Annotated in this window: 13 protein-coding genes and 1 riboswitch; of the genes, 12 read left to right on the top strand and 1 reads right to left on the bottom strand. The window is 73.8% G+C overall.

Features of this window, described 5'->3' with window-relative positions; translation table 11 throughout:
* The first annotated feature begins 45 nt into the window (after positions 1 to 45).
* A riboswitch (cobalamin riboswitch) is annotated at positions 46 to 240 on the top strand.
* Positions 241 to 349: 109 nt separating this feature from the next.
* The 10 genes from CCS01_RS13980 to cobA are packed head-to-tail and all read left to right on the top strand — an operon-like array spanning position 350 to position 8,351.
* Positions 350 to 1,006, top strand: coding sequence for a cobalamin biosynthesis protein (locus CCS01_RS13980; RefSeq protein ID WP_158258381.1), 657 nt, complete (start codon positions 350 to 352; stop codon positions 1,004 to 1,006).
* Positions 1,003 to 1,902, top strand: a complete 900-nt coding sequence (gene cbiB, locus CCS01_RS13975) for an adenosylcobinamide-phosphate synthase CbiB (protein ID WP_104519423.1) — start codon at positions 1,003 to 1,005, stop codon at positions 1,900 to 1,902. The genes CCS01_RS13980 and cbiB overlap by 4 nt, the downstream gene beginning before the upstream one ends.
* Positions 1,895 to 2,923 carry a pyridoxal phosphate-dependent aminotransferase gene (locus CCS01_RS13970; protein ID WP_104519422.1) on the top strand — a complete coding sequence of 343 codons (1,029 nt, stop codon included), beginning with the start codon at positions 1,895 to 1,897 and terminating at the stop codon, positions 2,921 to 2,923. The genes cbiB and CCS01_RS13970 overlap by 8 nt, the downstream gene beginning before the upstream one ends.
* Positions 2,920 to 4,344, top strand: coding sequence for a cobyrinate a,c-diamide synthase (locus CCS01_RS13965; RefSeq protein WP_104519421.1), 1,425 nt, complete (start codon positions 2,920 to 2,922; stop codon positions 4,342 to 4,344). Before CCS01_RS13970 ends, CCS01_RS13965 begins: the two co-directional genes overlap by 4 nt.
* A gap of 15 nt (positions 4,345 to 4,359) precedes the next feature.
* Entirely contained in the window at positions 4,360 to 5,046 is a 687-nt protein-coding gene (locus tag CCS01_RS13960; RefSeq protein WP_104519420.1) for an energy-coupling factor ABC transporter permease, read from the top strand.
* Complete coding sequence (locus tag CCS01_RS13955) at positions 5,043 to 5,360, top strand: energy-coupling factor ABC transporter substrate-binding protein (RefSeq protein WP_104519419.1); 318 nt, start codon at positions 5,043 to 5,045, stop codon at positions 5,358 to 5,360. The genes CCS01_RS13960 and CCS01_RS13955 overlap by 4 nt, the downstream gene beginning before the upstream one ends.
* Positions 5,344 to 6,099, top strand: coding sequence for a CbiQ family ECF transporter T component (locus CCS01_RS13950; RefSeq protein ID WP_158258380.1), 756 nt, complete (start codon positions 5,344 to 5,346; stop codon positions 6,097 to 6,099). The genes CCS01_RS13955 and CCS01_RS13950 overlap by 17 nt, the downstream gene beginning before the upstream one ends.
* A complete protein-coding gene (locus tag CCS01_RS13945) occupies positions 6,096 to 7,028 on the top strand; it encodes an energy-coupling factor ABC transporter ATP-binding protein (RefSeq protein ID WP_104519417.1) in 933 nt (310 codons plus the stop codon). The genes CCS01_RS13950 and CCS01_RS13945 overlap by 4 nt, the downstream gene beginning before the upstream one ends.
* Positions 7,021 to 7,539, top strand: a complete 519-nt coding sequence (locus tag CCS01_RS13940; RefSeq protein ID WP_104519416.1) for a bifunctional adenosylcobinamide kinase/adenosylcobinamide-phosphate guanylyltransferase — start codon at positions 7,021 to 7,023, stop codon at positions 7,537 to 7,539. Before CCS01_RS13945 ends, CCS01_RS13940 begins: the two co-directional genes overlap by 8 nt.
* Positions 7,536 to 8,351, top strand: a complete 816-nt coding sequence (gene cobA / locus CCS01_RS13935) for a uroporphyrinogen-III C-methyltransferase (RefSeq protein ID WP_104519415.1) — start codon at positions 7,536 to 7,538, stop codon at positions 8,349 to 8,351. Before CCS01_RS13940 ends, cobA begins: the two co-directional genes overlap by 4 nt.
* On the opposite strand, the gene cobO is transcribed toward cobA, so the two are convergent.
* Complete coding sequence (gene cobO / locus CCS01_RS13930; protein WP_104519414.1) at positions 8,306 to 8,914, bottom strand: cob(I)yrinic acid a,c-diamide adenosyltransferase; 609 nt, start codon at positions 8,912 to 8,914, stop codon at positions 8,306 to 8,308. The two genes, cobA and cobO, sit on opposite strands and share 46 nt — an antisense overlap.
* Before the next feature lie 488 nt (positions 8,915 to 9,402).
* Here cobO and CCS01_RS13925 point away from each other — a divergent pair, with 488 nt between their 5' ends.
* Both CCS01_RS13925 and cobW read left to right on the top strand, forming a co-directional pair.
* The gene (locus CCS01_RS13925) at positions 9,403 to 9,774 is read left to right on the top strand and encodes a DUF1636 family protein (protein WP_104519413.1); all 372 of its coding nucleotides are present in this window, start codon (positions 9,403 to 9,405) and stop codon (positions 9,772 to 9,774) included.
* Positions 9,771 to 10,826, top strand: a complete 1,056-nt coding sequence (gene cobW, locus CCS01_RS13920) for a cobalamin biosynthesis protein CobW (protein ID WP_104519412.1) — start codon at positions 9,771 to 9,773, stop codon at positions 10,824 to 10,826. Before CCS01_RS13925 ends, cobW begins: the two co-directional genes overlap by 4 nt.
* Positions 10,827 to 10,829 lie beyond the last annotated feature (3 nt).

Raw genomic sequence — 10,829 nt, 5'->3', positions numbered from 1 at the left:
CCGGCCGTAACGCTAAACTCTTTGCAGAATGATGAACGCGGCGATAAGGTCCGGCCAGATGCCGGTGCCCGCAAGGGCTCAAACGGGAACGCGCGGCAGGCCCCCTCGGCCCGAACCGCGGCTGCACCCGCAACTGTAGGCGGTGAGCCTGCCCGAGGTGGCCATTGTCCGTTCGGACGAGAAGGCCGGGCAAGGCGACGACCCGTCAGCCAGGAGACCGGCCGGCGTCGAGAGTGCGCGCGCGCGCCCGGGCGGGACGGACCGGACGCAGCGGGAGCGAGTCCCGTAGGCAGCAATCGCCGTGTCGATGTGCGGCAGTCCGACACTGCCGACTGCTGAGGAGTTCCGCATGCCGCTCGCCGCGGTCATGCCGCCGGTTGCCTGGCCGCTTTCGCCGCAGCACGATGCCGCGGTGCTGCACGCGCTCGCCAGGCGCCCCGCGGCGCTGCTGGTGGAGCTTGCCGGCGTCGATGCCCCGGGCCTGGCGCACCGCCTGGGCGGGGTGGCGTTCACCCGGCTGGACGACATTGATTTCACCCGGTTCGACGTCCTGGTCACGCTGACCTGGCGCGCCCTGTCCGCGCCGGTGCCGGTGGTTCCGCTGTGGCCGCGGGTGCTGTGCGTCGGCGCCGGCTGCACCGGCGGCATCCCGCCTGATGCCTTCGCCGCCTCGGCCGAGGCGATACTGCGGGCCGCGGGACTGGCGCCGCAGGCGGTGGCGGTCGTCGCCACCACGGCGCGGCGGGCCGCGGAACCGGCCTTGCAGGCCTGGGCGCAGGGGCTCGGCGCGGGATTCGTCGCCTGCGATGACGCGACCCTGGCGGCGCATCCCGGGCCGACGCGCTCGACTTATGTTCAGGCACGCCACGGCTTGCCCGGTATCGCCGAGGCGGCGGCGCTGGCAACGGCCAACGCCGGCACGCTGCTGCTGCCGCGGCAAAAGGCCAGGCTGCCCGGCGGGCATCATCATACGCTCGCGGTGGCGCGCAGGGCGGAGGCGGCATGACCATCCTGCTCGCCCTGCTGCTCGACCACCTGTTCGGCGAGCCGCCGGCCCGCTGGCATCCGGTGGTGTGGATGGGCACCTACCTCGGCCGCGCCGGCCGCACCCTGCCGGACCTGCCGCCGCAGGCAGCGTTTATCGCCGGCGCTCTGGCTTGGTGCGGCGGCGCGGCCCTGGTCGTCGTGCCGGCGCTGGCGGCGGCCTGGGCGCTGCGGCAGGTGCCCGGCTGGCTGGCGGTGCCGCTGGGCGCGATCCTGCTGAAGCCGCTGCTTTCCCTCCGCCTGCTGCTGGATGAAGTGAGCGGCGTGGAGGACGCGCTCGCCGAAGGGCTGGACGCCGGCCGCGCCCGCCTGGCGCGCATCGTCAGCCGCGACACCTCGGCGCTTTCGGCGGACCAGGTCCGGGAGTCGGCGCTGGAGTCGCTGTCCGAGAACCTGTCCGACTCCCTGGTGGCGCCGCTGTTCTGGTACGCCCTGCTCGGGCTGCCCGGCGCCGCGCTGTACCGCTTCGCCAACACCGCCGATGCGATGTGGGGCTATCGCGGCCGCTGGGAATGGGCCGGCAAGTGGGCCGCGCGCGCTGACGACGTGCTGAACCTGATCCCGGCCCGGCTGACCGCCCTGGCCCTGCTCGGGCTGCCGCGGCCGGAACGGCTGGCGGAACTGATGCGGGAGGCGCGGCGGACCAGCTCGCCGAATTCCGGCTGGCCGATGGCGGCCCTGGCGCTGGCCCTGGGCGTGCGGCTCGGCAAGCCGGGCGTCTATCTGCTGAATCCCACGGCGCCGGCGCCGGCGCCGGCACAGGTGCGCCAGGCGCTGGCACGGGCGCGCCTGGCCGGGCTGGCATTGGCGCTGCCATTGGCCCTGCTGCCGGCGGGACTGGAACTGGCGCATGGCTGACCACACCTTCCCGCTGCTGCCGCAGCATGGCGGCACCGATTCCGGGCCCGAGCCGCGCTGGGATTTCTCCACCAACGCCAATCCCCTCGGCGCCTGCCCCGCGGTGCTGGAGGCGGTGTGGGCGGCGGACCTCACGCGCTACCCCGATCCGCACTACGTTGCGCTGCGGCAGGCGCTGGCGGCGCATCATGCCACCGACCCGGCCTGCATCGTCGTCGGTACCGGGGTCAGCGAGCTGATCCTGCGCCTGGTGCGCGCCTGTCCCGGCCCGGTGCTGGTATTGCGGCCGACGTTCTCGGAATATGCCCGCTGCGCCCGGATCGAGGGGCGGACGGTGCGCGCGGTCACCTCCCCGGCGAACTTTCTGCAGCACCAGCGGGAGCAGTGTTCCACCCATCCGCAGGACCACCGGGGACTCGGCTTCCTCTGCTGGCCGAACAACCCGGACGGCGAATGTTGCGACCTCGGCTTCCTCGTCGAGGCGGCGTCCCACGGGCCTCTGGTGGCGGACCTGGCCTATGCGCCGCTCTGTCCGCGCCCGATGCTGGACGCCATCGAGGCCGCCGCTTCCCGCGCCGTGCGGCTGTATGCACCCAACAAGGCATTCGGCCTCACCGGCCTGCGCGCCGGCTACGCCGTCACGCCGTATCCCTGGCCGGAACTGCACGAATGCGCCGCTTCCTGGCCGGTGGGTCCGGACGGCGTGGCGTTCCTGCAAGCCACCATCGGCGCGCCGGCGCTGGACTGGCTGGAGGCCGCCCGGCCGGTGCTGACGGACTGGCGCCGCGCCCTCGCCACCGGCCTGGCCAACCTGGGCTGCGCCGTGCGCGAAAGCCAGGCCAGCTTCCTGATGGCCGAGGTGGGCGAGGCCACCACGGTCGCCGCCGCCCTGCGCCGGCACGGGCTGCGGGTGCGCGACTGTACCTCGTTCGGCCTGCCCGGCTGGATCCGCCTGCGCGCCGCCCCGCCGGAGCCGCGCGCGGCCCTGCTGGCGGCGCTGCGGACGGAGCTGCGCCGATGATCCCCCGCCTGCTGATCGCCGGCACCGGCTCGGGCGTCGGCAAGACGCTCTTGACAGCCGGCCTCATCGGCGTGCTGCGCCGCCGCGGCCTGCGGGTGCAGCCGTTCAAGTGCGGTCCCGACTACATCGACCCCGGCTGGCACAGCCGCGCCGCGGGCCGCCCGTGCCGCAACCTCGACACCTGGATGCTGGGCAAACAGGCCATGCGCGACAGCTTCCGCCGCGGCTGCGCCGGCGCCGACATCGCCATCATCGAGGGCGTGATGGGCCTGTTCGACGGCGCCCGCTTCGACAGCGACGCCGGTTCCGCCGCCGAGATCGCCGCCCTGGTGCAGGCGCCGGTGCTGCTGGTGCTGAACATATCCGGCTCCGCCCGCAGCGCCGCGGCGACCGCGCTCGGCTTCGCCCGGTTCGATCCGGCCCGCCCGGTGGCGGCAGTGGCGCTGAACTTCGCCGGCTCCGAACGGCACGCGCGCGGTTGCGGCGCGGCGATCACCGATGCGACCGGCCTGCCGATCCTTGGCTGGCTGCCGCGCGAAACCGGGCTGACGGTGCCGGAGCGGCACCTCGGCCTGCACCTCGCCGCCGAGGCTGGATCCGCCGACGCGGTGCTGGACACCGCGGCCGAGGCGGTGGCCGCCCGCTTCGACCTCGATGCGCTGCTGCGCCTGGCCGCGGCGGCGCCGCCCCTGCCCGCCCCGGCACCGGCGGCGCATGGGCCAGCGGACGGGCCAGCGGACGGGCCAGCGGATGGGCCAGCGGACGGGCCAACGGATGGGCCAATGCTGGCGGTGGCCCGCGATGCGGCCTTCGCCTTCTACTACCAGGACGACCTCGACCTGCTCGCCGCCGCCGGGGCGCGCCTCGCCTGGTTCAGCCCGGTCGCCGGCGAGCGTCTGCCGCCCGGCGCCGCCGGCGTCTGGCTCGGTGGCGGCTATCCGGAACTGCATGCGCGCGCGCTCAGCGCCAACACCGGCCTGTGGCAGGACCTGCGCGCCCTGCACGCCCGCGGCGCCCCGCTGCTGGCCGAGTGCGGCGGCTTCATGGCGTTGACCGAAGCGCTGGTCGATGCCGGCGGCGCACGCCACACGATGGCCGGCCTGGTGCCGGGCGAGACGCGCATGACCCCGCGCCTGGCCGCGCTGGGCTACCGCGAGGCCACCGCCCTGGCCGACACCTCGCTGGCCGATGCCGGCGATACGCTGCGCGGCCACGAGTTCCACTACAGCACCTGGGACCGTGCCGCCGCGCCGCCCGCCCCCGCCTGGCGCGCCTGTGGCACCCGCGCCGGCGCATCACCCATGCCCGCCGGCCATGCTGACAAGGGCCTGCTGGCCAGCTATCTGCACATCCCCCTCGCCCAGCGCCCGGACCTGGCGGACCGCCTGGTCGCCCGGCTGCGCGCCACCGCCTGTCCCTGAGCCAAGGACCGCAACATGCACATCATGGAAGGCTACCTGCCCGCCGCCCACGCCGCCGCATGGACCGCCGTCGCCGCCCCCTTCGTCGGCTACGGCGTGAAAAAGCTGGCCGATCGGCTGCGGGAAGACGGGGAGGCGCGGCTGCTGCTGGGGGCGAGCGGCGGCTTCACCTTCGTGCTGTCGTCGCTGAAGCTGCCCTCGGTGACCGGCAGTTGCTCGCATCCCACCGGCATCGGCTTCGGCAGCGTGCTGTTCGGACCGTGGATCATGAGCGTCGTCGGCTGCGTCGTGCTGCTGTTCCAGGCCCTGTTCCTGGCGCATGGCGGGCTGACCACGCTGGGCGCCAACACCTTCTCCATGGCGATCGCCGGCAGCTTCACCGCCTGGTGGATCTGGCGGGCGGGCAATGCCGTCGGCCTGCCGGTGAACCTGACGCTGTTCCTGGCCGCGTCGCTGTCCGATCTGGTTACCTATTGCGTCACCTCGCTGCAGCTGGCGCTGGCCTTCCCCGACCCCGTCGGCGGCATCCTCGGGGCGGCGGTGAAGTTCCTCGGCGTGTTCGCCATCACCCAGGTGCCGTTGGCGATCAGCGAGGGGCTGCTGACGGTGCTGGTGATGAACATGCTGCGCAGCCACGCCGGCGGGCAACTTGCCGGGCTGCTGCCAGCCAAGCCGGTGCGGCCCAAGGCGGTGCAGTCATGAGGACGCAGAACATCCTGCTGGCGCTGGGCGCGGTGGCGCTGGCGACGCTGCCACTGGCGCTGATCACGCCGGGCGGAGACCACTCGTTCGGCGGCTCGGACGACCAGGCGACGGCGATGATCCAGAAACTCGACCCCGGCTACCACCGCTGGTTCAAGCCGTTGTGGCAGCCGCCGAGCAGCGAGGTGGAAAGCCTGCTGTTCGGCGTGCAGGCGGCCATCGGCGCCGGCGCCGTCGGCTATGTCCTGGGCTATGTGCGCGGGCGGCGGACAAAACGGGACGGGGTGGGGCGTGACGATGCTGCGCGCGATTGAGTCCTGCGCCAACACCAACCGCTGGCACCGCCACGCCGGCCCCGTCACGCTGTTCTGCGCCGGGCTGATGGCCTGCGTGCTGCTGGCGCCGCCGCTGGCCGCCGGGCCGCTGATCGGCATCGCCGCCGGCCTCGCCGCCGTGGCAGGCGCGGGCGTGCCGGGGCGGTTGTTCCTCGGCGCCATGCTGGTGCCGCTCGGCTTCCTGCTGACCAGCGCGCTGGCGCTGTGCGTGACGCTGGGCTTCGACCACGGCGTGACCATCGGCCTGAGCGCCGCCGGTGCGGCGACCGCGCTGCGGGCCGGCCTGCGCGCCGCCGGGGCGCTGGCGGTGACGCTGTGCTTCGCCTGCACCGTGCCCGCCGCGGCCTGGATCGCCCTGCTGCGCCGCGCCGGCACGCCGGAGGCGCTGCTCGACCTGCTGATGCTGGTGCACCGCACCCTGTTCGTGCTGGATGAGACACGCGCCAGCATGGTCCGCGCGCTGGACAACCGGCTGGGCTTCGCGACGAAACGCCTGATGCTGCGCTCCGCCGCGCAGGCGATGGCGCTGCTGTTCCTGCGCAGCCTGGATCGCGCCGCGCGGCTGGAGCGTGGCCTGGCGGCCCGCGGCTATGTCGATCGCCTGCCGGTGCTGCCGCCCGATTCCGCCGCCAGCCCCCTCGGCTGGACGCTGGCCGCCGGCGTGCCGATGCTGCTCGGCGGCGTGGCGTTCGGCCTCGCCCGGGCCATCGGCGCATGACGCTGCTGGACGCCATCGGCCTGCGCTACGCCTGGCCCGGCACCGAAGCCGCCGCGGCGCGGGCGCCCGGGCAGCGCCGCGAGGCCCTGGCCGGAGCGAGCCTGGCAGTGCGGCCGGGCGTGCGGCTGGCGCTGCTCGGCGGCAACGGCTCGGGCAAATCGACGCTGCTGCTGCACCTGAACGGCACGCTGCGCCCGGCATCCGGCGAGGTCCGCTGGCAGGGGCAGCCGATTGACTACAGCCGCCGCGGGCTGGCGGCGCTGCGGCAGGCCGTGGCGCTGGTGTTCCAGGACCCGGACGACCAGTTGTTCGCCGGCACGCTGGCGCAGGACGTGTCCTTCGGGCCGCTGAACCTCGGGCTGGATCCGGCCGAGGTGGCGCGCCGGGTGGCGGCGGCGCTGGCGGCGGTGGGGCTGGAGGCGCTCGGCGCGCTGCCGCCGCACATGCTCAGCCACGGCCAGCGCAAGCGGGCGGCGATCGCCGGGGCGCTGGCGATGCGCCCGGCCATGCTGGTGCTGGACGAGCCGACGGCCGGGCTGGACCCGGCGGGGATCGACATTTTGCTGGATCACCTCGACGCGCTGCATGCGCAGGGCATGACGGTGGTGTTCTCGACGCACGACCTGCTGCTGGCGCGGCACTGGGCGGATGAGGTGGCGGTGCTGCACCAGGGCCGGGTGATCGCGCACGGCGGCGCCGCCGCGGTACTGGACGACGCGCCGGTGATCGCCGCCGCCGGGCTGCGGCCGCGGCGGTTCGCCGATGGGCGGCGGCCCGTTTCCTCACCGTCATGGCCGGGCGTGTCCCGGCCATCCACTCCCCACCGTCGAAGCGCCGATGGCCGGGACACGCCCGGCCATGACGAATTGGCGGCCCCTGACGGAGCGGCCGCCGCCCCGCTTCGCCGCGAAAGGCCCCCGCATGGCTGAGCTGACCTTCCTCACCGGCCCGGTGCGCAGCGGCAAGAGCGCGCGGGCGGTGGACATCGCCCGCGCCTGGGGCGACGGCGTCGTGTTCATCGCCACCTGGCAGACCGACCCGGACGACGCCGACATGCTAGAGCGGGTCCGCCGCCACCAGACCGAGCGTCCGCCCGGCTGGCGCACCCTGGAAGCGCCCGCCGACATCGCCGCCGCACTGGACGCGCTGTCGCCGCCGCCCGCCGGCGTGCTGCTGGACAGCATCGTGCTGTGGGCCGCGGCGCGGTTCGACCAGCCGGACGCCGCCATCCTCGACGCATGGAGTGCGCTGCTTCACCGCCTGCGCGCCGCGCCCTACCCCGTGGTGATCGTCGGCGACGAAATCGGCTGGAGCCCGGTGCCGATGGATGCCGCCCTGCGGCGCTTCCGCGACCTGACCGGCTGGCTGGGCCAGCGCACCGCCGCCGCCGCCACCGAGGCCTGGCTGCTGGTCGCCGGCTGCCCGGTGCAACTGAAATGAGCAAGAGAACCATGATGGACGCCACGATCCTCCGGCACGCGGTCAGCATCGTCGGTGCCGGGCCGGGCGATCCCGACCTTCTCACCCGCCGCGCCTTCCGCCGCATCGCCGAGGCGGACCTGGTGCTGCGCGACCTGCTGGTGCCCGATGCGCTGCTGGCCGCCACCGGGACGCGCGCCGAGATCGTCGATGTCGGCCGCCGCTGCGGCTCGGCCGAGGGCCAGGACGCGCGGCAGGCCCGCATCAACACGCTGATGCAGGAGGGCTGGCAGCAGGGCCGCCGCGTCGTGCGGCTGAAATCCGGCGACCCGCTGGTGTTCGGCCGCGCCGCCGAGGAGGCCCGCTTCCTGGCCGCGCACGGCATCCCCTATGAGTTCGTCCCCGGCATCACCGCCGGCCTCGCCGCCGCCAGCCTGGCCGGCGTGCCGCTGACCGAGCGGCACCGCGCCTCCGCCGTTCTGCTGTGCACCGGCCGCACCGCCGAGGGCGAGCCGGACCAGGCCGAGGACTGGGCGGCGTTGCTGGCCGGCGGCACCACGCTGGTGTTCTACATGGGCCTGCGCGCGCTGACCGGCCTGGTGTCGCGCCTGCGCGCCGCCCTGCCGGCGGGCACCGCGGTGGACGTGACTGCGATCTCCCAGGCCAGCCTGCCGGCGCAGCGGCAGGTGACCGCGCCACTGGATTCCATCGCGGCGCGGCTGGAGCAGGCGGCGCTGGAACCGCCGGTGGTGTTCATCCTGGTGCTGGCGGCGTTACCCGGCGAGGATCAGAACTCGATCCCCGGCTGCGCCTTCACCCCCGCGGCGGTGTGATGCTTCACCAGCGTCATCTCGGTGACCATGTCGGCCGCCTCGACCAGGGCCGGCTTCGCGTTGCGGCCGGTCACCACCACGTGCAGCCCTGGCGGACGGTTACGCAGCGCGTCCAGCACCTCGTCGAGCGGCAGGTAGTCGTAGCGCAGGGCGATGTTGAGTTCGTCGAGGATGAGCAGCGCGAGGTCCGGGTCCTGCATCAGCGCCAGCGCCTGCTCCCAGGCGCGGCGGCAGGTGGCGATGTCGCGGGCCTTGTCCTGGGTGTTCCAGGTAAAGCCCTCGCCCAGCGTGTGCCAGGTGACGAGCGGGCCGAAGCTTTCCAGCGCGGCGCGCTCGCCGGTGGTCCAGGCACCCTTGATGAACTGCACCACGCCGACGCGCTTGCCATACCCCAGCATGCGCAGCGCCAAGCCCCAGGCGGCGGTGGACTTGCCCTTGCCAGTGCCGGTGTGGACCATCAGCAGGCCCTGCTCGCGGGTGCGGGCGGCGGCCTCGGTGTCCTGCATCTGCTTGCGCTTTTCCATTTTGGCGCGGTGGCGGGCGGCGTCGTCGGGCTCGGCCATGGTGGGCTCCTTGGTGGAAAGCGAGGGTTATGGCAGCGGCGAGGCGGGCGGCGCCAGGGGCGGTTGCGGCGGGGAGACACCAGGGCAGGCATGGGCGGCGACCTGGTCGCACCTTGTGTCGGGGCGGGCGTGCCACGCCGGAACCGGCTGGGGCGTAGCCGGCTCCGCGTTTTCAACACGGAGTTAACGGAGGTTACACGGAGTTCCACAGAGCTTTCCGGGGGTATCGGCCTGATCGGCCCAATGGCGCCGTCCGGTGGTTTCAGGCGCTTCGCGCAAAGCGTAATATCATTCTTCTTCAGGCGCTTCGCGCGAAGCGCAATACCATTCTTCTCCGTGGAACTCCGTGTGACCTCCGTCTTCTCCGTGTTGAAAACCGGTCAGCGAAACCGCAACGGCGGCGCCCGTTGCGCACCACCGCCCGTCCCGCGCGTGCCGCCTCCCGCCACACGCCGCCTGAACGGGCCTTCCAACCCGGGAGCGCCCGCATGACCCGGGCGCGGCTGATTGTCTGCACCACCTGCCGCGCCGGGCGCGACCTGGCCGCGGACGAAACCCCACCCGGTACGGTGCTGCACGCCGAACTGGAAAGCAGGCTGGCCGCCGGCGACGCGCCGCTCTCCCTCTCCGGCGTCGCCTGCCTCGCCAACTGCGCGCGCGGCTGCACCGCCGCCATCGCCATGCCGGGCAAGTGGACCTACCTGCTCGCGGACCTCACGCCCGCGCAGGCCGGCGACCTGATCGACTACGGCGCCGCCTATGTGGCGTCCCGCTCGGGGGCGGTGCTGCCGTCCCGCCGTCCCGCCTCGCTGCGCAACGCCATCCTGGCCCGCGTGCCTGCCCTGGAGACACTCGCATGAGCCTGACCAACCGCGGCGCCGCCCGCATTCCCGCCACCATCGTCACCGGCTTCCTCGGCGCCGGCAAGACCACGCTGGTCCGCCATTTGCTGGAGAACGCCGGCGGCCGGCGCATCGCCGTCATCGTCAACGAGTTCGGCGAACTCGGCATCGACGGCGACATTTTGCGCAACTGCGGCGTCCCGGGCTGCCGCGACGAGGACATCGTCGAACTGGCCAACGGCTGCCTGTGCTGCACCGTGGCCGACGATTTCCTTCCCACCATCGAAGCCCTGATCAACCGCGCGGACCCGCCGGAGCACATCGTCATCGAGACCTCCGGCCTCGCTTTGCCCAAGCCGCTGCTGAAGGCATTCGGCTGGCCGGCGGTGCGCGCCCGCGTCACGGTCGACGGCGTGCTGGCGGTGGTGGACGGCCCGGCGGTGGCGGCCGGGCGGTTCGCCGACGACCCCGAGGCGGTGGAGCGGCAGCGGGCCGAGGACCCGTCGGTCGATCACGACAACCCCCTGGCCGAGGTTTACCAGGACCAGTTGCAGGCGGCCGACATGGTCGTGCTGAACAAGGCGGACCTGCTGGACCCGGCGACGCTGGCGCGGCTGCGGCACGACATCGGCGGCGCGCTGGCCCGCGCGGTGAAGCTGGTGCCGGCGCGGCACGGGCGGCTCGATCCGGCGGTGCTGCTGGGGCTGGGCGCGGCGGCCGAGGATGACCTGGCGTCCCGGCCCTCGCACCACGACGCCATGAACGGCGCGCACGAGCACGACGATTTCGAGAGCTTCGTCGTCCCCCTGCCGGAAGTGGCGGCGCCGGAGGACCTTGTGCAGCGGCTGCAAGCGGTGTGCGCCGCGCACGATATCCTGCGAGTGAAGGGATTCGCCGTGGTCAGCGGCAAGCCGATGCGCCTCGCGGTGCAGGGCGTCGGCACCCGCCTGCAGCACGCCTTCGACCGGCCGTGGGACGCGGCGCGTGAGGGGCGGCTGGTGGTCATCGGCCAGCGCGGCCTGGACCGCGCCGCCATCGCCAACGCCATTGCCGCCCCTGGGGCAGCCTGATCG

The sequence above is a fragment of the Rhodopila globiformis genome, from assembly GCF_002937115.1.
GTDB classification, from domain to species: domain Bacteria; phylum Pseudomonadota; class Alphaproteobacteria; order Acetobacterales; family Acetobacteraceae; genus Rhodopila; species Rhodopila globiformis.
This window is presented reverse-complemented; position numbering and strand designations above follow the sequence as displayed.

What these genes read in the sequence shown, in the direction of transcription:
- cbiB (WP_104519423.1), top strand. Translation starts at nt 1,003, where the DNA reads ATGACCATCCTGCTCGCCCTGCTGCTCGACCACCTGTTCGGCGAGCCG.
- cobW (WP_104519412.1), top strand. Translation starts at nt 9,771, where the DNA reads ATGAGCCTGACCAACCGCGGCGCCGCCCGCATTCCCGCCACCATCGTC.
- CCS01_RS13945 (WP_104519417.1), top strand. Translation starts at nt 6,096, where the DNA reads ATGACGCTGCTGGACGCCATCGGCCTGCGCTACGCCTGGCCCGGCACC.
- CCS01_RS13960 (WP_104519420.1), top strand. Translation starts at nt 4,360, where the DNA reads ATGCACATCATGGAAGGCTACCTGCCCGCCGCCCACGCCGCCGCATGG.
- CCS01_RS13940 (WP_104519416.1), top strand. Translation starts at nt 7,021, where the DNA reads ATGGCTGAGCTGACCTTCCTCACCGGCCCGGTGCGCAGCGGCAAGAGC.
- cobO (WP_104519414.1), bottom strand. Translation starts at nt 8,914, where the DNA reads ATGGCCGAGCCCGACGACGCCGCCCGCCACCGCGCCAAAATGGAAAAG.
- CCS01_RS13925 (WP_104519413.1), top strand. Translation starts at nt 9,403, where the DNA reads ATGACCCGGGCGCGGCTGATTGTCTGCACCACCTGCCGCGCCGGGCGC.
- CCS01_RS13965 (WP_104519421.1), top strand. Translation starts at nt 2,920, where the DNA reads ATGATCCCCCGCCTGCTGATCGCCGGCACCGGCTCGGGCGTCGGCAAG.
- CCS01_RS13955 (WP_104519419.1), top strand. Translation starts at nt 5,043, where the DNA reads ATGAGGACGCAGAACATCCTGCTGGCGCTGGGCGCGGTGGCGCTGGCG.
- CCS01_RS13970 (WP_104519422.1), top strand. Translation starts at nt 1,895, where the DNA reads ATGGCTGACCACACCTTCCCGCTGCTGCCGCAGCATGGCGGCACCGAT.
- cobA (WP_104519415.1), top strand. Translation starts at nt 7,536, where the DNA reads ATGAGCAAGAGAACCATGATGGACGCCACGATCCTCCGGCACGCGGTC.
- CCS01_RS13950 (WP_158258380.1), top strand. Translation starts at nt 5,344, where the DNA reads ATGCTGCGCGCGATTGAGTCCTGCGCCAACACCAACCGCTGGCACCGC.
- CCS01_RS13980 (WP_158258381.1), top strand. Translation starts at nt 350, where the DNA reads ATGCCGCTCGCCGCGGTCATGCCGCCGGTTGCCTGGCCGCTTTCGCCG.